Consider the following 23,646-nt stretch of genomic DNA (forward strand, 5'->3'; position numbering starts at 1 on the left):
TTAATACTTTTAAAAAAAGGCTGCCAGAAAGTCAGTTTACACAGACTTTCTGAACAGCCCCTTTTTTATTTAAAAGCCTCCAATCAGAGCCCGTTTTCTACTGATAGCAAAAGTATTAGAACCTGGAAGTCGCAATGCCAGAAAAAGTGATAGGGCCTGTAATTAAGGCATTATTCAGCAGATTAGAGTTTACAAGCTCTGCGGTCATTGAATAGGCATAGTTGCTTCCGACCGGAACATTTAGATCAATCGCTTGAAAAGTTACGGTTTCATTTTGGGCGACAGTGAGCTGGAGTTCAGTTACCGTGGAAAAAATGATGCCTGTATCTCGGTATATTTTAAATAGCACAGAAGGATTTCCTAACGAAGCACTGATACCAACCGTTGCATTCAAGATTACTCTGTTGTCGGGAACAGGAATCCCTATACCGAATGCTGCCAGTTTAATAGGAGTGGAAGGAACGTTAATATTCAAAGAACCACTGGAAGCAGTGGGAACGCTTGAACCAGATCCTAGATAGGTTGGCATACCAATCACCTCCTTTCTATTAGTTTATATAATAGATTAAGAGGTGATTGTGTTTAACTCTATTAAAAAATATTTTTTAATATAATCCGAGAGAACGCAGCATCGCAATAAAGCGCATGGCGTATTGCGACGGTAAAAAATTCTGCTGTACATGTTCATAGGCGTTTCTTTTTATACGGTTGCTTATCACAGGATTTTCGAGAAGTTCCAAAGCTTCCTTAATTCCTGCATGAACGTCATGAACAGGGTAATGTTTGCCTGTACGGTCATGGATGATAAAACTTTTTGTACCGTCTGAATCTGTACATAATACCGGACATCGGCAGCACATGGCCTCTAGAACAGCATAACCGAATCCTTCTACTTTCGATGTTGACAGCAAAAAACCTCCAGAATCCCCAATTTGTGAATAATACTCAGGCATTTTTCCATGGGGAATATTCTCAAAAACTGTAAGAGAATCCTGCAGTCCCAAATTGCGAATGCGCGTGGTAAAGTTTTCTTGTTCCTCCTTTTTTACTACAGAAAGGTCTAAAAACATCCATAATTGCAGATTCGTATAGGCTTTTTTAAGATCATGGACGATAGCAAGGCAATCTTTCCAATTTTTGTTTTCTTCAATCCTGCCGACCCAGCCAATGACCGGATAGGAAACCTTCGGCATTTTATGGTGGCGGAAGGTTTGGGTATCAATGCAATTATGAAAGCAGTAATGAAGTATATCTGGATAATATTTATTAGATAACTCGATAATATGGGGAGTTCTGGGGATGAGAATTGCGTCTGCATGATTTAATACATAAGGGAGACTTCCTAGGAACCATTGTTCAGCAGCAGCAAAATCTCCAAGCCCCTGAATTTCATAAATAACTTTGCCTTTATATCCCCATTGTTTCAGCTTTGAGACAAGAGGAAAGTGCGAACAGATTAAAACGGCATCATATTCATTTTCAAAAATAATTCGCTGAATCTCGTCTTCTTCTTCAGTGAGAAAAGTTGTTTCATCTTTAATATTTTGCAGCCCGGGACCTTCCCAAAAGTAAAGGAAATGAAAGGATATTCCATATCGCTGCAAGGCTATGCTCCGCTGTCTGGCAAGCGTTTCCACTCCACCACTCGGGTAATAATAAATAAATAATATTTTCATCATGTACTCCCTTCTGAATAAAAGTCTTGAATTCGCCTTCACATTCTTCTCTAATCATCATAAAGTTAACAGAGTAAATAAATCGGAAAATCAGAGGTGACTCTATGCTATTAAAAACAATGAATGGAGCGATAGAGGTACCTAATCGCATTCTAAAGGGGCATCGCTTGGTCAGGGATGCTCCTTTAAAAATTACCAATTGTAATCATGTTCATAGCCGGAACGAATAAGTAAATCACCTGCTTTTTCTTTGAAGATTTGTTTAATCAATCCATCAAATTCATTATGCCACGAGCCGATTTTTCCTGAACGGAAGGTTGCCGAGGATTGGGGATTAATATTTCCGATCATATACTCTAGCATTTCTTCCTTGGAAACTAGTGAAACTAAATCCCCGTATAAATAGTTAACAATTCTCGATAGAGTTTCTTTTCGATCCTCTTCGTTTCTGATTAAGTCCTCAAAGCATACATGTAAAGTGTTTTCATCTTCAAGCCAACGATAGAACCGTGACATATACGTTTGAAAATCGGGCCAACGTGGAGTTCCATATAATAAAGTAATCAATTTCAGTTTTACAGTCATTTCAGGGGAGTTAAAAAGGGTATGCAAAGGATGTTCAGACCAGTTCTTCCCAATGAAATATGCTAGTGAGACCAGTACATCTCTTGGATCCCTATATAGGAAGATATGTTTTATTTTTAAAGATTGAAGAATATTAACATATTCCTTTGTATAAAACACATGGCCAAGCCCAAACTCATTTGCTTTAAGCTTGGTTAAGCGCAAATGGTGGTCTTTATACAATTCCAGAAAAAATTCAGGTTCCTGGGTGATGGTATCAAAAAAAAATTTCTTTTTCCCGTTTTGGATATCCATGGAGATCCCTGGAATTCCATTTAAAATTTGATGAAGCATATGAGTCCCGCTTTTCGGAACTGAGGTCATTAGAAACGGAGGTAAAGACGTATTGGTCATAAATGTATATTACTCCTTAACTTTTATTGGAAATAAATGTTTCAGGTTAAAGCAATCTCCTCTTTTCGCTCCAACCATTGCCAAACGCATATATTTTTGAACAGCCTCGGGTTTTAACGGCGGATACGCCTGTAATAATAGGGCAGCGGTTCCGGAACAGAATCCGGCAGCGATGGAAGAACCGGAGAGTGAAATATAATCTGAGTTTAGAACAAAGGGTTCAAGCTGTTTTGCAAGGATGGAATTCGGCGATAGGGGCCCTGCGATGCTAAGACCAGGGAATAGGAAATCCGGTTTTTTAAACTCTGAAATATTGGGGAGGACACTTGTGAAAATACTGCTAACCACTGGGCTTATTTCAGATGTTTCTCTGTCATTTACTGCACCAGCAGCAATTACATAAGGATGGTGAGCGGGGGAAATAATAGTTCCACCAGAGGAAACATTATCCACTGCAGTAGAAACTACTATACCTGATTCAACGGCAAGAGCTGCAGAAAGACTTAAAGGGTCATAGTGGCGAGCTTTCTGCTGGAGGGCAAGTCCTAATGAAAGATTTATAACTCTGATATTATGCTTTTGTTGATGCTGAATGCAATAATCGATTCCTGCCATAACAGATGACATAAAACCAACTCCGTTTTTATCCAACACTTTGATGCCCAAAAGATTAGCTTTAGGAGCAAGGCCAGCATAATTCCCCTTTGAAGCAAAACCATTCCCGGCTATACACCCGGAAATGTGCGTCCCATGCCCGTTATCATCATACGGCTGAGAAATGCCATTGACAAAGTCTTTAAATTCTTTTATACGGTTTAAAGGATTTGTAAAATCTGGATGGGGGAAAATGCCTGTGTCCAGAACAGCAATGGTAACTCCTTCACCTGTCAAACCATGTTCTTTATAGATATAATCTGCGTTCATTGTTACTTTAGCTTTGTTACAGAAGGCATATAAAAGACGATCTAGATAGAGACCTTCCACTTCAGAAAGGGATGAAATAATACGTATTGTCTCTAAAGATAGTTGACCGCTAATAAAAGGTAAGTTGGCGTATTGGTATTTTATAACGTCATGGGTAGGAGATAGAAGAAGATGCAATTTATCTGGTGATTGGAGGTTTTTAATTTTTATAATGACTGGAACTGATTCATCGTTTGAATCTGTCAAGGTCAACAGGTGCTCAATGAGGGATTGATCCATTTTATAATTGAATTGTGTATGGCCGTCCATTAAACCTTCCTTCCTCAAAGATTTTTTCCAGCGTTTTGCATACTATATCATATGAAACTGTAAGAAGAATTGTATAGGGACTTGTTTATAAAAAGGTTTCGATGCAGAAAAATGGCCGAATAAATAACCGAAGACAAGCGGATAGCATAAAGTGATTGTAGGGTAATGCATCTGGAAAGAGGGATGGTTTTGTTGAAGAGAATGAGAGGTGTATTATGCTAGTATCTGTTGTAATGCCTGTTTATAATGGTGAAGTTTATTTAAGGGAATCTGTTGATAGTGTCCTAAATCAAACCTATAAACATTTCGAATTAATCGTTGTAAACGATGGATCCACAGACCGTACGAAAGATATTTTGAATTCATTGAATGATGATCGAATAAAGATTATTCATCTTGAAAACAACGGTGGAGCCGCAAATGCATTAAATATTGGCATTAAAGAAGCGAAAGGGGAGTGGATCGCTATTCAGGATGCTGATGACATCTGTTTACCAAACAAGTTAGAGGAACAGATACGTTATATCCGTGAACATAAGGATGTAACCGCTGTAGGTTCTCTTATAGAATGTATTTCTGGTCATGCTGAAGTTTCTAGGAGAAATCTGCAAATAGAAGCCACTAGAAATCATCTATCTTCTAAAGAGCATATAAACGCTTATCGTTTCTATTTAAACCCCTTTTGCCACGGATCCGTTTTATTTTCTAAATCAATCTTTGATCAAATAGGCGGCTATGACCTTCAATATAAAATATGTTATGACTATGATTTATGGTTAAGGATGCTTGAGAGAACCTCTATTCATAAAATACCCATTGTGTTGTATCAGTATCGTGTGCATTCTGATTCGATCAGCCGGAACAATCAGGTAACGTTGAATGAAGATTGGCTAGTAGCATCTAAACATATAAAAAAACGATTACAGGATAAGTATAAAAGAGAGCCAAGTTTTATAGTATTTGGCATAGAAGAGGCGTGCGAGGATTTTAAACAAGTCAGTTTAATTAACAGGATAGATGTATCAGGATATTTTCATAAAGATTTTGACGATGATGATATGCTACAGCTTTATAAAGAGAGGTACATTGATGGGATTATTTTTTTGGAAGATATTAGCCTGATAAGCTTGTTTTATAAACTGCAGGAAAAAGGGCTAGAGCTGAATAAAAACCTGTATAAAATTTGGGCAGGATATTATAAATAACACTCGTGCAAGGATGAGAAATTAAAAATCGTTTTGGATTGGAGGCAGCAGCATGGCCATTTTAGTTACGGGAGGCGCAGGTTATATTGGCACACATACGTGTGTGGATCTTTTAAAAAAAGGCTATGACATTGTCGTGTTAGATAAATTGTCTAATAGAAAAAGAGAATCAGTCAACCGAGTAATGGAGATCGCCTGCAGAAATTTTAAATTTGAGCATGTGGATCTTGTAGAGAAAAAGGAACTTGAAAGAGTCTTTACTGAGAATAAGATTGAAGCTGTGGTTCACTTTGCCGGATTAAAAGCAGTTGGGGAGTCAGTGGAAAAGCCTCTTGATTATTATCGAAATAATGTCATGGGTACGATTGTTCTTTGTGAGGCAATGCAGCAGTTTGGTGTTAAAAATATGGTGATTAGTTCTTCTGCCGCAGTCTATGGTACAACCCAACAAATGCCAATAGCAGAAGATGCACCGCTTGGTCCCAACAACCCGTATGGCCGGACGAAGCTGATGATCGAAGAAATACTTCGAGATCTGTATGTTTCAGATAATGAATGGAGCATTGCTCTCATGCGATATTTCAATCCCGTAGGAGCACATGAAAGCGGCCGGATTGGGGAGGATCTGAACGGAATACCTAACAACTTAACACCGTATATCTTACAGGTCGCTATCGGGAGATTGAAGGAAGTTAACATCTTTGGAAATGATTATCCTACCAAAGATGGTACAGGAGTAAGGGATTATATCCATATCACTGACCTTGCAAAAGGACACCTGAAGGCGCTAGATAAAGTGTTGGCAGGCAGTGGTATAGAAGCTTATAACCTTGGGACTGGAAAAGGGTATAGTGTGATGGAAATGATTGCAGCGTTTGAAAAAGTAACAGGACAAAAGATACCTTATAAAGTGGTGGACCGCCGTCCTGGTGACGTTGCTGTTAGTTATGCAGACCCTGCTAAAGCCAGGAGAGTACTCGGTTGGGAAGCACAAAAGGGTCTTGATGAAATGTGTGCTGATGCTTGGAAATGGCAGAAGAACAATTTTTCCTGGCTTCAATAATAAAAAACAAAGGAGAGTATGAATGCTAGTTTCAATTGTAATGGCAGTTTACAATGCTGAAGACTATGTTGAAGAGGCTATAAAAAGTAAGTATTTTACTGCTCGGTCTTATGAAATTCGTGAGTCAATAAAAGATGCCAAGGTGAAATTATTCATTTAGATAAAATCAGGGGGCAGCTTATTGCTTAAATTTAAGGGTTAAGCAGGCTAATGGTAGTTGGATTGCGATTGCACCTGTAAGAGGGATGCAGTAATTTTTCTTAATTGTTATAAATTATTAGGAGTTTATGAGGAGTTAAAACAACAGGGATTGATTTTTAACCATAATTTGTTCAGGATCATGGTTTGATATCTTCTTACTAAAATGCAATTTGTAGTGTATAATCGTGGTTTTTGCCTATACATCCCCGTGGTTGGCGAATAGATTAAACTAATACGACGTATTTAGGTTTCGGGGGTGTACGATGCTTAACACTGGGAAGGAACGGATATTAATCATAGCGCCACACTCCGATGATGAAGTATTGGGTTGTGGAGGATTGATTGAGAGAGCATGCAGGTTAGGAAATCAAGTGAAAGTTGTCATTGCAGCACTAGGAGAAACTACATTCATCCATTCTGGAATGAAAGTGACGGCCGATATTAGAAAAAAGGAACTATCCGATGCCTTATCGTTTCTGGGTTGTGAAGATTATGAAGTAATGTTTGAAGATAAAGAAGGGATATTGGACACCATTCCGCAAAAACAATTAGTCTCAAAAATTGATGACATCTTGATGAATTTTAAACCCTCAATGGTTTTCATACCCTATCCGAGTTTTCATCAGGATCATAAGGCGCTTTTTCATGCCTGCATGGCCAGCCTAAGGCCGCAGCCGCATCAAAATTATAAGTTGATTGCTATGTATGAATACCCTTTAATCGTCTGGCAGTATCCTCGAATTAACAATGCTGGTGAGCTATTCTTGGATCTTAGTGAAAAAATAGAAATGAAGGTAAAAGCAATGAAAATGCATGTTTCCCAAATCCGTGAGTCCCAACATCTTATTTCACCAGAAAGCATAAAGAAATGGGCAGAAAAAAGAGGGATGGAGAACGGGTGCCAATATGCTGAGAAATATTATATTTTACGTGCACAGCTTTTCTAGCATCATTCCAGGATTAAAAAAGTCATTAAGGAGGAGCTTTTGCTGAATAACTTTTCAATAAGACCCAAAAGCAGAAATTTTGGTTTCGACCGGGGAAAACCTATTGATAGATTTTACATCGAGAAATTTTTAGAGAATAACCGTGCAGAGATAACAGGACATGTTCTTGAAGTAGGAGATAACTTTTATACGAGGACCTATGGAGATAACGTTACGAAAAGCGATGTGCTGAACCTTATTTCTTCAAATGAAGCAACCATTGTTGGTGACTTAGCAACAGGAGAAAATATTCCTCATGGGGTTTTTGACTGTATTATTCTTACCCAGGTCATTCATGTCATTTATGATATTAAAATGGCATTAAACCATACATTCAACGCGTTAAAACCAGGCGGGACATTGCTGTTAACGACTTCTGGTTTAAGCTCAAGCTGTCGAACAGATTTTCATGGAGACTATTGGAGATTTACGGATACTTCATTAAGGATGCTGTTGAATGAATTTGTTGATGAAGAAAGGATAGAAATCGATGTATTTGGCAATGTTGCTGTAGCAAAAGCATTTCTTGACGGTTTGGCCATTCATGAAATCCCTGAAGCCATTTTAGGCATTAAGGATGACCATTACCAGGTAATTTTAACTGCAAAAGTTAAAAAATAACGATTAAAAGAGCAAATGATGAATTGCTCTTTTTTTATTTGATACAAACATCAGTACAATCAGGCCTGGATAAAGTGCATATAAAATAACAAGAATATTTTTATTTACAGGATATTATAAATTTTAGGAGGTGTTTAAGTAGTTGGATAAAGAAGTGACCGTTTTAATACCTTCATTTAATTCAGGAATCTATTTAAGAGAAGCTTTAGAGAGTGTGTTTAATCAAACGTATCCCAATTGGAAAATCATTTTAGTAGATGACGCATCAACAGATGATAGCTTGTCCTATGCTGCGGATCTGTTGGAAGATCAAAGAATTACACTTATCCAGAATAAAAAAAACGCAGGCCAATCGATGTCACAAAATATTGGGCTTGAAAAAATAAATACAGAATTCTTTTTGCAATTAGACGCTGATGACTGGCTTCCAGAAAACACATTGGATGTTTTAATGGATGCAGCAAGGAATTTACCCGAAGACGTAGCATTGATCGTTGGCGATGTTATAGAAGTGACTGAAATCAGAAATAGAAAAAGATACAGATATGTTTCTAATGAATGGGACAATATCAAGCAGGATAAATATGACCTGTTGCTTTCAAACTATATTCCTTGGCCAAAGTTTTACCGGACAGCATTAATAAAGAAGATGGGTGGATGGGCAACCAATGACCCGTTTAATGGCAGGCATGCAGAAGATCTTCGTATGTTTTTACGGCTAATCGGAGAATACCGTTTTTATTATATACCGCAAACCATATTAAACTATAGAATACATGCCACAAATTCCACCCATCAAAAAGACGTTTACAAAGAGGCTGTAGAGTGGATCGTTCGCGATGCTCTTCATAGGTGGGGAAATGAATATGAACCAGTATTTAAGACAATCAGGGGCGGTTGGAGAGTAGTTAAAAAGTTAAAGCGGATTGAATAGGGAGGGTCGGTGAAAATGGACGAAAAAGTAACGGTTTTAATCCCCTCGTATAACCCTGGCAAGTATTTAAGAAATGCAGTAGAGAGTGTAATGAACCAGACATATCAAGGCTGGAAAATGGTCATCGTAGACGATGCTTCGACTGATGATAGTTTATCAACGATACAAGACTATCTATCCGATCCCCGTATAATCCTTATAAAAAACAAACAGAATTTAGGTCAGTCCAAAACTCAAAACGTTGGTTTAGAGCAAATAGATACTCGTTTTACTATGATGCTGGACAGTGATGACTGGTTTTTTCCTGACACCCTTGAAATTCTGATGAATGAGGCAGAAAGTGTGCCTGATGAGGTAGGTTTGATCTGCGGAAAAAAAACAATCGTAATAGAAAATGAGGATGGTGAAGTGCTATATAAGATACTGGATATTAAGGGTCGTTCATTTGACGATCCTTATGAATTCTTGCTGGAAAATTTCATTCCATATCCCCGTTTTTACCGGACATCTGCGCTTATAAAAGTAGGAGGCTGGCCAACGGATGACCCATACGAGGGGCGTTATCTGGAGGACCGCCGCATGGATGTTCTATTGATCAAAGACTATAAAATTCAATGGATTGATAAGATGCTCTATAATTATAGAAAACATATCAACAATGTGACAGTTAATAAGAAAGCTATTTTAAATGAAATGATTAAATGGAATATTCATTATGCGCTGAATAAATGGGGGAATAAGTTTGAGCCTCAGTTCTCAATAAATAAATACGGCTGGGTTGAATTAAGCTCACTTATACCTAAGAAAAAAAATTGACTCTGACCCCTAAAAAAAGACTGTCTCAAGAGGTTCGTTTCAAAACGATCTGAATGAGACAGCTTTCTGTTTATTATTTGGTTGTTTCTGAAGACCCTGTCTTGATTCATTTAGTTGGGAGATGAGGATCGATAAACATTTATTGTTTTTCGTAATCCTTCATCCAGACTTACCTTAGGTTCCCAGTCAAGTATTTTTTTTGCTTTGTCAATGTTTGGCCGTCTTTGTTTGGGGTCATCTTTTGGCAGAGGCAGAAATACGATATCACTGGGGGAATTGGTGAGTTCTTTTATTAATTTAGCCAGATTTAAAACGGTAATCTCATTTGGATTGCCTATATTTATAATTTCACCGTTTGCGGCATCATTTTTCATCATTAACCTAATGGCACGGATGGTGTCATCGACATAGCAAAATGACCTTGACTGTGAGCCGTCTCCATAGACCGTAATTTCCTCTCCCTTTAAAGCCTGATTTACAAAATTAGAAATTACACGACCATCGTCATTTCTCAAACCAGCAGAATACGTGTTAAATATCCGGGCAATCTTAATTTGCACCCCGAAGAGTCTGTGGTATAAATAACAGAACACTTCACCAAGCCGTTTTCCTTCATCATAGCAGGCCCTCGGTCCCCAGGTATTAACATTGCCCCTGTAATCTTCAATCTGAGGATGGATTTCTGGGTCCCCATATACTTCACTTGTACTTAAAAATACCATTTTGGCATTGTGAATTTTACTCAGTTCTAACATGTTTTTAGTTCCAAGGGTATTAATTTCTATGGTTTCAAAAGGGAATTTTTGATAGTATTTGGGGGATGCGGGAGAAGCGAGGTGATAAATTTGGTCTATGCCTGTTATTTCTTTTAGTTGAAAGAGGTTTTCTGAGCAAACATCATGTTTTATAAAGCTGAAGTTTGGATGAATACTTAACTTATCAATATTTTGCATCCTGCCAGTAGAAAGATTATCAATTCCTAAAATGCAGCAGCCTTCAGATAAAAGTGTTTCTGCCAGCTGATATCCCAAGAAACCAGCTACCCCGGTAATTATTATTTTCTCCAATGCACCATCACCTCTCATGTGATTATTCGTAGCCTATTCCTTCATAAATATAGCCAATGGATCTCATCTCAGCTGCATCGAGCATGTTTCTCCCGTCAAAAACAATAGGGGACTTCATTTTATTTTTTATATCAGGCCAATCTATATTTTTATAATGAGGCCAGTCCGTACAGATTAAGATGGCATCTGCATTTGTCATTGCTTCTTCTGGAGAATCTTTTTGAAAAACCTTATCTATTAGATCGCCAGGGAGTCTGGCGACGGGATCGTGGACTTCTACCATTGCTCCTTCATTTATTAAGTCTTGTATGATCTTCAAGGATGGCGACTGTCTTATATCATCTGTTTGAGCCTTAAAGGAAAGACCCAATACAGCCATTTTTTTTGCTGACAAGCTGATTAATCTTGTTTTTATTTTTTTAAAGAGATAGCCCGGCTGATTCTCATTAACAGCATGAACTTTCTTCAGAATCGAAAGGTCGATATTATTTTTCTTTGCAGTATCGATCAAGGCCAGCACATCTTTTGGAAAACAAGATCCTCCATAGCCAATACCAGCATCTAAAAATAATTGGCCAATTCTTAAATCCAATCCAACCCCTTTAGCGACATCCTGCACATTAATATGCAATTTGTCACAAAGTATGGCTATTTCGTTAATGAATGAAATTTTAGTTGCCAAAAATGAATTAGCCGTATATTTAATTAATTCTGCAGCACTTGGTGAAGTAACTATAAATGGTGCCTTTATTCCCTTATATAGCTCTTGGAGGAGTGCGGTTCCTTTATCATTTTCACTTCCAAGAATGATTCGGTCTGGATAAAGGGCATCATGTAAAGCACTGCCTTCTCTTAAAAACTCCGGATTGGATAATACGTCAAAAGAGACAGGATCTTTCTTTGTATATTCGATCCACCGCTTTACTTGTTTAGAGGTTCCCGCAGGTACAGTGCTTTTGATGACGATAGTTTTGTATTCATACAGGTTTGAACCAATGAATTCAGAAGCTTCTCGTAAAAATTCCAAATTGGCACTTCCATCTTGATTTTGCGGAGTACCGACACAGATGAAAATAAGGGGATTATCTTTTATAGCTTTTTGATGATCCATTTCAAAGGTGATGTTTCCCGAAGCTAAGTGCTTAGTAAGTAGCGTATCTAAACCGGGTTCGTAAAAAAATAGGATGCCTTTCTGCAAATCATTTATTTTCTTTTGATCAACATCTATCACTGTTACCGAATGTCCCAATTCAGCAAATATTAAACCGGTAGTTGTTCCTACATAACCTGCCCCGATAATTAAAACATTCAATAAAACACCCCCGTTAATTTTAACTATTATAAAATATGAATATACCCAATAAAAGGAAACGGCTATAGCTAAAATTTAACGCGGTTCCTGCTTTCAACCTTTTAATTAGTTTGTATATTTTTTAAAAGCACGCCGGTCTTCACTAAAGGGATTGATGATTTCTGATTGTACTAAAACATTATTTTTATAAATAGTACGTATTTGATCACTTATCATCCTGCCGTTATCAAAGTAATCATAACTCCACGGAATGTTTAATAAATCCAGGTGGCCATGATGCTTTAACAATCTTTGATATTCATTCAGAATGTCAATACCGTGGGTTGTTGTTTCATTGTTTATTAAATACAGGGTGTCAGTTATAAAATCCAGCCCAGAAAAATGAAAAAATCGTAAAGGGTGATCATTTACTATATAGTTGCCGCTTTTTTGTGTAATATTTCTTTCAAATAGATTCCAATTCGCTACATTGTATCCGGGGTGTTTTACATTCATGACTTTATCAAAAAAAACAGGGACAAGTTCCATCCACTTTTGTTCATTGTATAATCCTCTTGGAGGATTGGTATAACAGTAGTGGTTCAACCGGGAGCAGAACCAATCCAAAAATTCCAAAGACTCGTTGGATCGTTTAAGTGCAATTAAACCTGTATTAAAATTTCCGGTGTACAAGAGTGCTAATTCCGAAGATAAATAGGCTTGGTTTGTTACGGGGTTTAAAATATGTGGTGTTAAAACAATCGAATGTAAGCGCAAGGCATCCTCAATCTCTATGAAAGGTCCAAAAACTAGGGTATCTCCATCCAGGAAAACGACATGTTCTTCATTTGGATACTTTTGAAAAATATACCGAAATAGCTGTCCTTTGCTGAACCCTGCTGTTTCATATTGATTATATTTAAATATGGTTTGTTCAAAATGAAGGTATCCCATATCCTTCGCCAAAACGATTTCATCAAACAGGTCTAATCCATCTACAGAAACAGGAAGGTGTTTTTCAATCAGACAGACAACGATTTTTGATTCTGGATGGTGCTTTTTAATGGATTGTGCCAGTGCCTTGGCCATTGCCAGGTGGTTCATGCAAACAGAAGTACAGAAAATCAATGTTTTCTCACCTGCCTCTTACGTTTTAACCGTTTAATGGCTTTATTGGTAAGAGAATAGGGATTTGTATTATGTGCATTAAATTTAGTATTATATTTAAACACTGATCGTGAGTTATCTTCTATCCGTTCACCATGATCAAAAAAATCATAACTCCATTCAAAATGGGCAGGATAGAGTTTTTCATTCTCCTCTATTAGAGTAATGTAATGATGTACTACTTTATATATAGACGGATTGTCTGGAAGGTTATCCCGGAGATAATGTATGTTTGAAAAATGAAAAAATCGAAAAGGTTTACCATTAGCATAATTTACGCCATCTTTCATGCTGATGCTGCGCTGGTTTATATTCCAGAATGCCACATTATAACCGTCATGTTTCAGTACATAAATCTTATCAAACAATATTAAGGCTGCTGTTAGCCATCTCTGGTCGGTAAACAGTCCTTGTTCCGCATCATTAAAAGCATAGTGTTCAAGTCTTGCTGTCCACCAATCCAGCATTGCTTCTGCTTCCATTGAACGTTTAACTCCAATGTACCCGCCGTTAATGATACCGACTCTTAGAATCAGAATTTCTGCATTTTCCCCCCAAATGGTGTATGTGTTTTTTGGCGGTTCATTATAATGGGGAGTCAATACAATAGAATGCGTTTTAAAGGCAGCAAATACTTCATCAAAACGGGAAAACACTTGAGTATCTGAATCAATATAACTAAAAAATTCCACATCTTTATACTTGCTGTAGACATATTTTATAAGTTGTCCTTTACAAGCACATGCCGCTTCGTATTGATTATATTTAAATATAGTGGATTCGAAGTTTGTAAAGCCCATATCCTTAGCCAATACCACTTCATGAAAATCTTGGTCGTCCAATAAATGGGCAGGCAAGCTTTTTTCGAGTAAACAAATAACCAATTTACTTTCCGGCATATGCTTTTTTAGTGAATTGGCCAATATTTTTGCCTTTGCCAAATGATTTAAACAGACAGATGTACAAAAAATCATATTTCACATCACCTTACTTGGATATTATTTTAGTGTCATCAAAAAAAATACATTCAACGGAAGCAGTTTCTATGTGCAGTTTATCGATTTTTGTCCCTTTTCCGAAAATACTATGAGTAATTAAAGAAGAGACATCACTCACATAAACATTTTCCAAAACTATACTGTCTTGAATCCTGCAGTTATCTATAACGGCACCCTGTGAAACAGATACATACGGACCTATGGTCGAATTTGTTAGCACACAGTTTTTATCAATATGAACGGGCGGAATCAACTTGCAGTTTTTGATGATGGTTGAAGGGTCTGTTGTCTCCTCTGATCGATTCAGGGAATCTAAAACCCAGCGGTTTGCTTCAAACCATCGTTCTATTGTGCCTACATCGGAGTATTCCTTATTAGTAATTTGATAAGAGATATTATATTGATGATTAATTAACCATTGAATGGCGTCAGTAATTTCGTACTCTCCCCTTGAGGAGGGCTGTATATGGTTAATGGCAGTGAGCACATTGGAGTCAAACGCATATGCTCCAATTATGGCAAGATTTGAGGTTGAATTTATTGGTTTTTCTTCCACTTTAATGATTTTGTTGTTTTCTACGTGGGCGATTCCATAATCACTAGGATTAAAGACCCTTGTAATCAGTACAGCACCGTTGATTGAACTTGACAGGATAGCTTCTTTAAGGGATAAAAGCGATTCATTGATTAAGTTATCTCCCAATAAAAGAATAAATGGCTCCGTCTTCAAAAAATCCGCTGCTTGCTTCACCGCATCTCCGATTCCATTTGCTTTCGGCTGGTAAATCAGTGTAATCGAAGTATTGTCGGTCGGTCGATGATCTATATACTCACAAATATCTGTTTGTGCAGGGTTTAATACAATGCCAATTTCGTTTATGCCTATTTTTTTCAGGCTTTCAATACAATATTCTAGTAAGGGCTTATTAGCAACTGGGATTAAGGTTTTGGCCCTTGATAACGAAAAAGGCTGAAGTCTTGTACCTTTTCCGGCTACTAAAATTATTCCTTTCAATAAAAAACACCACCAGACTCACAAATTAGTATTTTATCTATCATAAAAATATATGTTACATTATGCATTTATACTGAAAAACGTTACATAAATAGGTGATGTCTGAAGGATATAAAACTATTTAATGCCCAACCAATTTATTGTTTTTGGAATAATTTAAAAGAGAAAGAGGATTTTTATTTGAGGTGAGAGCAAATAAATGTATTCGAAAGAGTTCTTTAAAAGCAAAAGGCAAGATTCATTATCATCCGCACATGGGGTTGTCCCCATCGTAATGGAATTAATCCAGCCAAAATCAGTTTTAGATGTTGGATGTGGGACGGGAACGTGGTTAACGGTTTTTAAGAAGAAATATAGAATAAGAGATATTCTTGGTGTTGATGGTGATTATGTGGACAGGAGGCAGCTGGATATACCGAGAAGAAAGTTCTTCCCGTATAACTTGGAGAATCTTCTTGATTTAGGAAGATCATTTGATTTGGTCATGTCGCTTGAAGTAGCGGAACATCTACCTGAGCATTGTGCTGATACCTTTGTGCAATCCCTTGTGAATCACGGTTCAATTGTATTATTTTCAGCAGCTATACCTGATCAGGGCGGTGATCACCATGTAAACGAACAGTGGCCTGATTATTGGATAGAAAAATTTAAAAAACACGATTTCCTGGTCATTGACTGTATAAGGGATAAGGTGTGGAACAGTGATACAGTTGGATGGTGGTATGCTCAAAATATGTTTTTATTCGTAAATAGGGCATATTTATTTAACCACCCGGTTCTGTTGTCTCTTTATGAAGATGTAAATCCGGTATTATTAAATAAAGTACACCCCAATAACCAGTTATCGTCTTTATGAGATTAGATAAGAATAATGAAGAACATGGAGCGATTTATGAAAAATTATGATGTTACCGTTTTGATCCCTTCCTATAATCCTGGAATGTTTTTAAAGGATGCGCTGGAAAGTGTGTTCAGACAAACGTACAATAAATGGAAAATTGTCTTGGTGGATGATGCCTCCACAGATAAAAGCCTTGCTTCTGTCGAGCACTATTTAAATGATCCCAGGGTTACATTAATCCGTTTGAAAGAAAATGTCGGTCAGTCAAAAGCACAAAACGAGGGTCTAGCCGTTATTGATACGCCTTATATAATGAAGCTTGATGCAGATGATTGGCTTTTTTTTGATACCATTGAAAAACTAAGAAATGAAGCAGAAAAGGTTTCAGAGCAAGTGGCACTGATTTGGGGCAATAAAACAGATGTTTATGAAGATCGAGAAGGGAATAAATTATTGGAAGTACCTCGCATTGGTGGACGTTCCTATAGTGATAGGTATGAATTTTTATTATCTAACGATGTACCTTTTCCCCGTTTTTACAGAACGTCAGCTCTGAAACAAGTAGGTGGATGGCCGACCGATGATCCATGGGATGGACGTCATCTTGAAGATAAACGAATGGATGCCTTGCTTATTGAACATTTTACTATTCACTGGATCGATGAGATGCTCTATAATTACAGGCAGCATGCAAATAATGCCACAAAAAAAATAGATCTTTATAATGAAGTTTTTGAATGGCACATCTATCATACGTTAAAAAAATGGGGTGATTTATATCGTCCAGTTTTTAGAAAATATTGTGGCTGGCAGCAGCTGGCACAACTGCTGCCAAATCAAAATCCTGTATAAAAAACAGGATTTTTTTCTTTTATTTCCTTGGAAAATACATAGGAAACTCCTTTACTGCATACATAAAGCATATAATCCCAATTCTGGGGAGGAAAAGATGAAATTCGATTATTTAATTGTAGGAGCGGGTTTCTCGGGTTGTGTAATGGCTGAAAGAATTTCCAGCATTTTGGGAAAAAGGGTCCTCATTGTGGAACAAAGAAACCATATTGCAGGTAATGCCTATGATCATTTTGATGAACATGGAGTACTCGTTCATAAATTTGGTCCGCATATTTTTCACACGAATTCGAAGAAAGTATGGGATTATCTTTCAACCTATACGGAATGGACTCCATATTATCACAGAGTGCTTGGTATGCTTGATGGAGTAATGGTACCCATTCCCTTTAACCTCAACTCCCTAAATCAACTATTTCCTTCATCAAACGCTAAAGCAATTGAAGACGCCTTGTTGGAACAATATAAGTTTGGCGAAAAGATAACGATTCAACAGCTTCAAAATAACAAAAATAAACAGCTGAAAACTCTCGCAGATTACATTTATGAAAAGGTATTTCATGGATATACGGTAAAACAATGGGGGGTAAGGCCCGAAGAGCTGGATGCGTCTGTAACAGGAAGGGTACCTATTATCATTTCCAGAGACAATCGGTACTTTCAAGATAAATATCAAGCACTTCCAAAGCATGGATATACTGAAATGTTTAGGAGAATGATAAACAGCCCAAACATCAAAGTATTGTTAAATACCGACTACAAAGAAATCATAACAGATGTTCATTATAACAAACTAATTTTTACCGGCCCTATCGATATGTATTTTGACTATAAATTTGGCCAACTGCCCTACAGAAGCTTACGGTTCGAATTTGAATTCCACAATAAGGAGGAATTTCAAGAAGCAGGCCAGATCAATTATCCAAATGAGTATGAATTTACGCGCATTACGGAATTTAAAAAATTAACACACCAAAAGAACATCCTGGGAACAACGATTGCAAGAGAATATCCGGAAGCCTATAAAATAGGCATTAATGACCCATATTATCCGGTTCCCAAAAAAGAATACAGGGAGCAATATAGGTTATATGAAACGGAAGCGCAAACGATTAAAGACAAAGTGATTTTTGCCGGAAGATTGGCAGAATACAAGTATTATAATATGGACCAAATCGTAGGCAGGGCTCTGCACTTATTCGAAAAAGAAATTAGGATAGGATAATAAATGAGGAGAATAGGAGAGATGCCATGATTCTTGTGACTGGAGGAGCAGGATACATTGGGAGTCACGTAGTCAAAGCTTTAATCATGAAAAGTTATCAGGTTGTTGTAATTGATAATTTGTCAACAGGCAATCAGGAAGCGATTGATCCTAAAGCAATATTTGTAAAAGGGGATGTAAGAAACCCTAAAGACTTAGGGGAAATCTTTTCAAAATACCCTGTTCGTGCAGTTATGCATTTTGCAGCAAATGCATACGTAGGAGAGTCGGTTGAAAAACCCGCAGTATATTATAGCAACAACGTCAATGGAATGATAACCCTATTGAAAATGATGGAGCAATATCATGTTAAGAAAATGGTTTTCTCTTCTTCATGTGCAGTTTACGGGAAACCACCGTGCAAGATAATAAATGAAACTACTCCTGCAATTCCTATTAATCCTTATGGTTGGACCAAATTAATTGGCGAGCAGCTTTTAAGAGACTTTTCATCAGCCTATTCGCTAAAATATATTGCTCTGCGGTATTTTAATGTAGCAGGTGCCATTGAATCGGGAGAATTGGGAGAGGACCATACACCTGAGACCCATTTGATTCCAAATATATTAAAACATTTACTAGGCGAGACGAAAAAAATTTTTGTGTTTGGCAATGATTATGAGACAAAAGACGGAACCTGCATTAGAGATTATATCCATGTTACAGACTTAAGTAATGCCCACCTCCTTGCACTTGAAGCATTGCTGGATAACAGGGTTGCCAACAGAGTTTATAACGTAGGGAATGAAAAAGGAATAAGTGTGAATGAAATCATAAAAATGTGCGAAAAGATTACCGGCAGAAAAGCCATTGTGGAATATGCAAAAAGGCGTGATGGAGATCCTCCCGCACTCATTGCCAGTGCAGATTTGTTGAAAAAAGAGTTTAACTGGAAGGCACAGTTTGACCTGAAAGATATGATTGAATCCGCATGGCAGTGGTTTTTAAATCATCCAAGCGGTTATAAAAAGCCATAGATAAAAAGGAGATAATATGGTATCTGTTATTACCTGTACAATTAGGGACTCTTGCATGGAAAATATATTTGATAATTACAAGAATCAAAATTACGATCAAAAAGAATTAATCATTGTACTAAATCAAGATAGTATGTGTTTACAAAAATGGCGTGAAAAAGCAAAGAATTATGAGAATGTGTCTGTTTATCAAGTCCCGCAACATACTTCTTTAGGTAATTGCATCAATTTCGCTGTGGGGCACGCAAAATATGATATTATTGCAAATTTTGAGGATGACGATTATTATTCACCGGCTTATCTCGAACATTCTCTTTCAGCATTGAATGCTATGAAAGCGGATGTGATTGGAAAGACATCGGTATATATATACTTGAAAAATAAGCAAGTATTGGCTGTTTTCAATCCAGGCAATGAAAATCAATATGTCAATCATCAAACCAGCTTTGCAAAGCAATATTTACAAGGAGGAACGTTAGTATTTTATAAAGCAATTTTGGATCAAGTAAGGTTTCCAGATCAGATCAAAGAAGTAGACCGGATTTTTTGTAGAGACTGTGTAAAGGCGGGGTTGAGGGTTTACTCAACAACAAAAGAAAATTTCACATACTTAAGGGATGATGACCAGGAACAGCACACATGGAAGGTGCCGGTGGATGTTATTTTAAGTATAAGCCAATTTATTACAAAGACAGATGATTTCAAACCGTTTGTATCGAAGCATTGATGTCATAGGAATAGAGGAGGCTTGTATGGTTTCCGTCATCACTTGCACAATCAGGGATAGTTGTATGGAAGAGGTTTTCCTTAATTTTGATCGTCAGCAAGATGTAGAAAAAGAATTGATTATCATTTTAAATAAAGATAATATGGATGCTGAAAAATGGAAAAGAAGAGCTGTTGATTCTTCTGGAATTTCTATTTATCAATTGCCTTCTAATATTACATTGGGGGAATGTTTAAACTTTGGTGTGGAAAAAGCAAAATACAGCAATATCGCTAAATTTGATGATGATGATTACTATTCGCCTTATTACTTGACGCACTCCCTTCAGGCTTTAAGGGATTCTCAAGCGTCCGTGGTGGGAAAAACCTCCATTTTTATGTATTTTAAAGATCAGAGTCTGCTTACCGAATTTAATCCGAATAAGTTTGGGGGGGCAGTTGCGAAAAATGAGGGGACATACAATAATCATTTATTAATGGGAGGGACGTTGGTTTTTAAAAAAGAAATTTTTAATACGGTAAAATTCAGTTCCACCAATATTGCTGAGGATGCAGCTTTTTGTAAATTATGTATAGAGAATGGAATCCGTGTATACTCAGCAACGAAAGATAACTATGTTTATTTAAGAAGCTATGAACCGGATAGCCATACATGGAGGATTAAAAATGATACGATCTTGAAATTCTGCACTGTGATTGCTAAAACCGATGATTATAGGCCTTATATTACGAAAAAACCTATTCTCTAAATGGAAAAAAATCAGGCTCAAATGGCCTGATTTTTTCGTAATCAATTATTACGTGAATAGCTGGATTGCAACGATTTGACGGCAGTCAATGATGATCGGATATCCATCCAAGATGAAAGTCGCACAGCAAGTCTTATGATCGAAACATGCGAATGTGATCTCGCCATCAAAGAAGTCTTCTCCGCCTCTTAGCACGATTTGTACCAATGCACCAGGTGTTAACTTTCTAATCTGATTACATGCACAGCCTTTACAGATGTTAGAGCTTTCTTGTCGTTTTTTCTTTTTTTGTATAAAGCTTGAACTTGAGCTAGAACTAGAGCTTTCTTTTTTTCTTTTCTTGTGTATAAAGCTGGAGCTGGAACTGGAGCTGGAGCTGGAGCTGGAACTTTCTTCGTTGCAGCTGCACCCGTGGTTATTAAATAATGAACCCATTACTTTTCCTCCTCAATTGTTTTCCCTCACTCCTGTTAAATCAGGGGGTAATATAATATATTGAGTTTTTTAAAATTTGCATAGATAAGTACCTACTTGTACAAAAAATAGGTTTATCTACCAGAAATAGAAAAAAAGAAGGGGGGGATCCTTCTTTTTTAGTGGCCATCATTGATTTTTCTTAGGCTTCCACGTTACTTTTCCGCACGTTTTGCAGCCCTTCTTTTTTTTCACAGGGTCAAACAATGACGGTTTGCTTTGTGATTTTTTTGACTTTTTCTGCTGGCGATCACGATATAGCCTGCTGCGCATTTGAGATTTATCCATTCCACCAACACCTTTTCAGTAAGTTGATTTTATACTATTCTTTACTGCTCCGAGTGGTATAGGTATTTGGCTGAAAGGGATTAATGGCGGTTGAAGTTTTGCCTTGTTTTTGTTTAAACGGATTGATAGTCGATTCTGGGATTTGTATGTTTTTAAATGGGTTAATGGCTGGCCCGTTATGAAGATTTTTATTTCGTGACACTGTTGCGGGACTGCTTCGGATAGGTATAAGCTGTTGAGGAGCGATGAAGGTGTCAGGCACCTTCAATTCAGGCTCGATTTTTGGGTTTTTCATTTTTTTCGTTTCTCTTTCGCATTGCAGATCAGCGAGCATGGGATTTATCGATCTTAAGATGTGGTTTATACCTGTTTGGAATTCTCCAAAAGAGATGGAGGCGAGGGAAGAAAATGTCTTGGAGAGTCCAATCTGTAGGATGAGGTAGCTAATCCATTCAGGAATATATTCTTTCTCCCTCCATCTGAAGGAAAAAGAATAGTGATTTGATTTTCTTTTACATAGGATGTTCTTATGGATAATGTTTTGAACAGCGTTTTCGGTATTCTCGGCTGGAGTAATATAGAGGAGTTTGGAATTTTCTGTTTGAACGATGATGGGTACAGGCTGATCTGCAACAAACGAAACCGATATTGTGGCTGTTATGTTCACTCCCGAGGGGTTTTCTTCTATAATAACATCCGTATGCTTAAGTAGTTTTTTAACACTTTCCAGGTCCCTTTGCTCAAGACCTGAGATCACATAACACTGGCCATACAAAGCCGGTTCGATTTCATCATAGTTCTCATTCCATTGCAATCCCCAGTAATTTAATAAGGGTTTTATATGTTGAAAAAAATTGGTGTCCACCTGTCCGATCTGTTTGCCTTCAAATGTAAGAATCATATTGTCTATCCTCCTAACCGCCCGAAAAATAGGCATTCATTCTTGTGTCATAACCTATCGTACTCCCATAGTATGTATGGAATCTTCAGAACATGATAAGGAAAGGAAGGGAAACTATGGGTTTAAATCACAAGAAATCGATACCGAAGGCTACCAATAGTCTCCAAGAAGAATGCATAAGGGTGCAGAAGGTGTACGATTGGTTAACAGACACATTTTCTGTAACCAAACAAGTTAGTTTCAATCCAGAGCAGATAAGAAGGATAGAAGAAGCTTTAGCGGATCCGGCTCGCCGTCCTCTGCGTCTGACCTGCCAGACACCGGTTACTCCTCCTGTTTTTCCGCTTAATGGGGATGAAACCATGGCGGCGACTGAAACATTTATGTGTGAGCAGGTGGGAGACAAGAGAGATGTTACCGTTTCACTGAATGGCAGCTTCGTGGAAGCACAGCTCGTAGAGCTTTTGTTTACTTCCGAAGTGGAAGTTGCAGTCGTCGACAGAAACGGAAAGGTTGTTACTTGTGTAAGGACCGATGCATCTGTCCTTGAACCATTCGTGTTATGTTATCCTGATGGAACGGATCTATTCTGCCGCATCACACGCATTCTTTGCAAAATTCCAACAGGAACAGTCATTCTAAACAGTCCGGCTCCAAGATCTTTCACCATAACCATCACCTTCTGTGTCGATATCCAAATTGAAGCAGAAGTCAAACTTGAAGTGCTTGCTAAATTCTGCGCACCTCGTAACAATGATCTTTCAGCTGAAGAAGATGAAATGTTCGCTTGTCCTGAAATTGTATTCCCGGCGCAATGTCCGGATATCTTTCCTAGACCGAGCTGCGACTGCAGTGTATCTGGTGAAGCAAGTGGTTATACAGGCAGTAATGCCACGGAAAAAGGTCGTCTTGGCGTCCTTGCAGAAATCTGCCAGAACTGCAGCTTGAGTGACAGCTCATTACAATTTACGTTTGATCAAGAAGACGGCGATATGAACAACTTTAGCTTCACGGCAGACAGCTTCGATCAGGATAGTCTGGTTTGCGAACCTTCTGAAGGAAAAGGGCTTAAATTTACAGTATCAGGTACAGGTACAACCGATGAAGGTGAGGAGTTTGACTTTAATTTTGCAACCGTCAGCAAACATTCCGGAACCTTATTCCAGTTGCAGCTAGTGAATGAACGCGGTGTAACGGTATTTGAATCAGGCATTGTAAAAGTCGAAGAAGGCACCCTTGAAGTGGAAAATTGCGTGTCCTTTGACGACATCAAGATGAAATAATCTCATGAACTGTCTAGAGAGCAGGGATCGCCTGCTCTTT

Annotated in this window: 26 protein-coding genes; 14 read left to right on the plus strand and 12 right to left on the minus strand. The window is 37.7% G+C overall.

All coding sequences use genetic code 11. The features are described 5' to 3' along the window. Positions 1-115: 115 nt before the first annotated feature. The 4 genes from QNH15_RS10040 to QNH15_RS10055 all read right to left on the minus strand — a co-directional run bounded on the left by QNH15_RS10040 (position 116) and on the right by QNH15_RS10055 (position 3,887). Complete coding sequence (locus tag QNH15_RS10040; RefSeq protein WP_283894429.1) at positions 116-529, minus strand: exosporium protein C; 414 nt, start codon at positions 527-529, stop codon at positions 116-118. 76 nt (positions 530-605) lie between these two features. Beyond that, a complete protein-coding gene (locus QNH15_RS10045; protein WP_283894430.1) occupies positions 606-1,679 on the minus strand; it encodes a glycosyltransferase family 4 protein in 1,074 nt (357 codons plus the stop codon). Positions 1,680-1,868: 189 nt separating this feature from the next. Beyond that, positions 1,869-2,654: a sulfotransferase domain-containing protein gene (locus QNH15_RS10050; RefSeq protein ID WP_347343377.1), complete on the minus strand. Its 786-nt coding sequence runs from the start codon at positions 2,652-2,654 to the stop codon at positions 1,869-1,871. 9 nt (positions 2,655-2,663) lie between these two features. Beyond that, on the minus strand, positions 2,664-3,887 hold the full coding sequence (locus tag QNH15_RS10055; RefSeq protein WP_283894431.1) for a S8 family peptidase: 1,224 nt from the start codon (positions 3,885-3,887) through the stop codon (positions 2,664-2,666). A gap of 215 nt (positions 3,888-4,102) precedes the next feature. On the opposite strand from QNH15_RS10055, the gene QNH15_RS10060 reads away from it, so the two are divergent. The 7 genes from QNH15_RS10060 to QNH15_RS10090 all read left to right on the plus strand — a co-directional run bounded on the left by QNH15_RS10060 (position 4,103) and on the right by QNH15_RS10090 (position 9,713). Continuing rightward, the gene (locus QNH15_RS10060) at positions 4,103-5,092 is read left to right on the plus strand and encodes a glycosyltransferase (protein ID WP_283894432.1); all 990 of its coding nucleotides are present in this window, start codon (positions 4,103-4,105) and stop codon (positions 5,090-5,092) included. A gap of 52 nt (positions 5,093-5,144) precedes the next feature. Beyond that, positions 5,145-6,155: a UDP-glucose 4-epimerase GalE gene (galE, locus tag QNH15_RS10065; RefSeq protein ID WP_283894434.1), complete on the plus strand. Its 1,011-nt coding sequence runs from the start codon at positions 5,145-5,147 to the stop codon at positions 6,153-6,155. Between the two features lie 22 nt (positions 6,156-6,177). Next, positions 6,178-6,315, plus strand: coding sequence for a hypothetical protein (locus QNH15_RS10070; RefSeq protein WP_283894436.1), 138 nt, complete (start codon positions 6,178-6,180; stop codon positions 6,313-6,315). A 304-nt stretch (positions 6,316-6,619) separates the two neighbouring features. Continuing rightward, positions 6,620-7,303: a PIG-L deacetylase family protein gene (locus tag QNH15_RS10075; RefSeq protein ID WP_283894438.1), complete on the plus strand. Its 684-nt coding sequence runs from the start codon at positions 6,620-6,622 to the stop codon at positions 7,301-7,303. 39 nt (positions 7,304-7,342) lie between these two features. Then, positions 7,343-7,963 (plus strand): methyltransferase domain-containing protein, encoded by a 621-nt coding sequence (locus QNH15_RS10080; RefSeq protein ID WP_283894439.1) that lies wholly within the window; start codon positions 7,343-7,345, stop codon positions 7,961-7,963. Positions 7,964-8,105: 142 nt separating this feature from the next. Next, positions 8,106-8,897 (plus strand): glycosyltransferase family 2 protein, encoded by a 792-nt coding sequence (locus tag QNH15_RS10085; RefSeq protein ID WP_283894440.1) that lies wholly within the window; start codon positions 8,106-8,108, stop codon positions 8,895-8,897. Between the two features lie 15 nt (positions 8,898-8,912). Next, complete coding sequence (locus QNH15_RS10090; protein WP_283894441.1) at positions 8,913-9,713, plus strand: glycosyltransferase family 2 protein; 801 nt, start codon at positions 8,913-8,915, stop codon at positions 9,711-9,713. Positions 9,714-9,823: 110 nt separating this feature from the next. Here the strand turns inward: QNH15_RS10090 and QNH15_RS10095 are convergent, their stop codons facing one another. The 5 genes from QNH15_RS10095 to QNH15_RS10115 all read right to left on the minus strand — a co-directional run bounded on the left by QNH15_RS10095 (position 9,824) and on the right by QNH15_RS10115 (position 15,251). Further along, positions 9,824-10,780, minus strand: coding sequence for a UDP-glucuronic acid decarboxylase family protein (locus QNH15_RS10095; protein ID WP_283894442.1), 957 nt, complete (start codon positions 10,778-10,780; stop codon positions 9,824-9,826). Positions 10,781-10,802: 22 nt separating this feature from the next. After that, on the minus strand, positions 10,803-12,092 hold the full coding sequence (locus QNH15_RS10100) for a UDP-glucose dehydrogenase family protein (protein ID WP_283894443.1): 1,290 nt from the start codon (positions 12,090-12,092) through the stop codon (positions 10,803-10,805). A 105-nt stretch (positions 12,093-12,197) separates the two neighbouring features. Further along, entirely contained in the window at positions 12,198-13,199 is a 1,002-nt protein-coding gene (locus QNH15_RS10105) for a glycosyltransferase family protein (RefSeq protein WP_283894444.1), read from the minus strand. Beyond that, positions 13,196-14,212 carry a hypothetical protein gene (locus QNH15_RS10110; RefSeq protein WP_283894445.1) on the minus strand — a complete coding sequence of 339 codons (1,017 nt, stop codon included), beginning with the start codon at positions 14,210-14,212 and terminating at the stop codon, positions 13,196-13,198. Before QNH15_RS10110 ends, QNH15_RS10105 begins: the two co-directional genes overlap by 4 nt. Before the next feature lie 13 nt (positions 14,213-14,225). Continuing rightward, complete coding sequence (locus tag QNH15_RS10115; RefSeq protein WP_283894446.1) at positions 14,226-15,251, minus strand: sugar phosphate nucleotidyltransferase; 1,026 nt, start codon at positions 15,249-15,251, stop codon at positions 14,226-14,228. Positions 15,252-15,450: 199 nt separating this feature from the next. On the opposite strand from QNH15_RS10115, the gene QNH15_RS10120 reads away from it, so the two are divergent. The 6 genes from QNH15_RS10120 to QNH15_RS10145 all read left to right on the plus strand — a co-directional run bounded on the left by QNH15_RS10120 (position 15,451) and on the right by QNH15_RS10145 (position 20,660). Continuing rightward, a complete protein-coding gene (locus QNH15_RS10120; protein WP_283894448.1) occupies positions 15,451-16,107 on the plus strand; it encodes a class I SAM-dependent methyltransferase in 657 nt (218 codons plus the stop codon). A gap of 36 nt (positions 16,108-16,143) precedes the next feature. Then, a complete protein-coding gene (locus tag QNH15_RS10125; RefSeq protein ID WP_283894450.1) occupies positions 16,144-16,944 on the plus strand; it encodes a glycosyltransferase family 2 protein in 801 nt (266 codons plus the stop codon). 97 nt (positions 16,945-17,041) lie between these two features. Continuing rightward, positions 17,042-18,169, plus strand: a complete 1,128-nt coding sequence (glf, locus tag QNH15_RS10130) for a UDP-galactopyranose mutase (protein WP_283894452.1) — start codon at positions 17,042-17,044, stop codon at positions 18,167-18,169. A 26-nt stretch (positions 18,170-18,195) separates the two neighbouring features. Beyond that, the gene (gene galE / locus QNH15_RS10135) at positions 18,196-19,185 is read left to right on the plus strand and encodes a UDP-glucose 4-epimerase GalE (RefSeq protein WP_283894453.1); all 990 of its coding nucleotides are present in this window, start codon (positions 18,196-18,198) and stop codon (positions 19,183-19,185) included. 16 nt (positions 19,186-19,201) lie between these two features. Continuing rightward, on the plus strand, positions 19,202-19,912 hold the full coding sequence (locus QNH15_RS10140) for a glycosyltransferase family 2 protein (RefSeq protein WP_347343378.1): 711 nt from the start codon (positions 19,202-19,204) through the stop codon (positions 19,910-19,912). A gap of 25 nt (positions 19,913-19,937) precedes the next feature. Beyond that, positions 19,938-20,660, plus strand: a complete 723-nt coding sequence (locus QNH15_RS10145; RefSeq protein WP_283894457.1) for a glycosyltransferase — start codon at positions 19,938-19,940, stop codon at positions 20,658-20,660. Between the two features lie 48 nt (positions 20,661-20,708). Here the strand turns inward: QNH15_RS10145 and QNH15_RS10150 are convergent, their stop codons facing one another. The 3 genes from QNH15_RS10150 to QNH15_RS10160 form a co-directional block, all read right to left on the minus strand. Beyond that, complete coding sequence (locus QNH15_RS10150; RefSeq protein ID WP_283894459.1) at positions 20,709-21,095, minus strand: hypothetical protein; 387 nt, start codon at positions 21,093-21,095, stop codon at positions 20,709-20,711. 168 nt (positions 21,096-21,263) lie between these two features. Continuing rightward, positions 21,264-21,422, minus strand: a complete 159-nt coding sequence (locus QNH15_RS10155) for a hypothetical protein (RefSeq protein ID WP_283894461.1) — start codon at positions 21,420-21,422, stop codon at positions 21,264-21,266. Between the two features lie 34 nt (positions 21,423-21,456). Beyond that, a complete protein-coding gene (locus QNH15_RS10160) occupies positions 21,457-22,323 on the minus strand; it encodes a hypothetical protein (RefSeq protein ID WP_283894463.1) in 867 nt (288 codons plus the stop codon). A 116-nt stretch (positions 22,324-22,439) separates the two neighbouring features. On the opposite strand from QNH15_RS10160, the gene QNH15_RS10165 reads away from it, so the two are divergent. Further along, positions 22,440-23,606, plus strand: a complete 1,167-nt coding sequence (locus QNH15_RS10165) for a BMQ_0737 family morphogenetic spore coat protein (protein WP_488259972.1) — start codon at positions 22,440-22,442, stop codon at positions 23,604-23,606. Positions 23,607-23,646: the final 40 nt, after the last annotated feature.

The organism is Fictibacillus enclensis, assembly GCF_030123385.1.
Taxonomy (GTDB): Bacteria; Bacillota; Bacilli; order Bacillales; family Fictibacillaceae; genus Fictibacillus_C; species Fictibacillus_C enclensis.

What these genes read in the sequence shown, in the direction of transcription:
- QNH15_RS10040 (WP_283894429.1), bottom strand. Translation starts at nt 529, where the DNA reads ATGCCAACCTATCTAGGATCTGGTTCAAGCGTTCCCACTGCTTCCAGT.
- QNH15_RS10045 (WP_283894430.1), bottom strand. Translation starts at nt 1,679, where the DNA reads ATGATGAAAATATTATTTATTTATTATTACCCGAGTGGTGGAGTGGAA.
- QNH15_RS10050 (WP_347343377.1), bottom strand. Translation starts at nt 2,654, where the DNA reads ATGACCAATACGTCTTTACCTCCGTTTCTAATGACCTCAGTTCCGAAA.
- QNH15_RS10055 (WP_283894431.1), bottom strand. Translation starts at nt 3,887, where the DNA reads ATGGACGGCCATACACAATTCAATTATAAAATGGATCAATCCCTCATT.
- QNH15_RS10060 (WP_283894432.1), top strand. Translation starts at nt 4,103, where the DNA reads ATGCTAGTATCTGTTGTAATGCCTGTTTATAATGGTGAAGTTTATTTA.
- galE (WP_283894434.1), top strand. Translation starts at nt 5,145, where the DNA reads ATGGCCATTTTAGTTACGGGAGGCGCAGGTTATATTGGCACACATACG.
- QNH15_RS10070 (WP_283894436.1), top strand. Translation starts at nt 6,178, where the DNA reads ATGCTAGTTTCAATTGTAATGGCAGTTTACAATGCTGAAGACTATGTT.
- QNH15_RS10075 (WP_283894438.1), top strand. Translation starts at nt 6,620, where the DNA reads ATGCTTAACACTGGGAAGGAACGGATATTAATCATAGCGCCACACTCC.
- QNH15_RS10090 (WP_283894441.1), top strand. Translation starts at nt 8,913, where the DNA reads ATGGACGAAAAAGTAACGGTTTTAATCCCCTCGTATAACCCTGGCAAG.
- QNH15_RS10110 (WP_283894445.1), bottom strand. Translation starts at nt 14,212, where the DNA reads ATGATTTTTTGTACATCTGTCTGTTTAAATCATTTGGCAAAGGCAAAA.
- QNH15_RS10120 (WP_283894448.1), top strand. Translation starts at nt 15,451, where the DNA reads ATGTATTCGAAAGAGTTCTTTAAAAGCAAAAGGCAAGATTCATTATCA.
- QNH15_RS10125 (WP_283894450.1), top strand. Translation starts at nt 16,144, where the DNA reads ATGAAAAATTATGATGTTACCGTTTTGATCCCTTCCTATAATCCTGGA.
- glf (WP_283894452.1), top strand. Translation starts at nt 17,042, where the DNA reads ATGAAATTCGATTATTTAATTGTAGGAGCGGGTTTCTCGGGTTGTGTA.
- galE (WP_283894453.1), top strand. Translation starts at nt 18,196, where the DNA reads ATGATTCTTGTGACTGGAGGAGCAGGATACATTGGGAGTCACGTAGTC.
- QNH15_RS10140 (WP_347343378.1), top strand. Translation starts at nt 19,202, where the DNA reads ATGGTATCTGTTATTACCTGTACAATTAGGGACTCTTGCATGGAAAAT.
- QNH15_RS10145 (WP_283894457.1), top strand. Translation starts at nt 19,938, where the DNA reads ATGGTTTCCGTCATCACTTGCACAATCAGGGATAGTTGTATGGAAGAG.
- QNH15_RS10150 (WP_283894459.1), bottom strand. Translation starts at nt 21,095, where the DNA reads ATGGGTTCATTATTTAATAACCACGGGTGCAGCTGCAACGAAGAAAGT.
- QNH15_RS10155 (WP_283894461.1), bottom strand. Translation starts at nt 21,422, where the DNA reads ATGGATAAATCTCAAATGCGCAGCAGGCTATATCGTGATCGCCAGCAG.
- QNH15_RS10160 (WP_283894463.1), bottom strand. Translation starts at nt 22,323, where the DNA reads ATGATTCTTACATTTGAAGGCAAACAGATCGGACAGGTGGACACCAAT.
- QNH15_RS10165 (WP_488259972.1), top strand. Translation starts at nt 22,440, where the DNA reads ATGGGTTTAAATCACAAGAAATCGATACCGAAGGCTACCAATAGTCTC.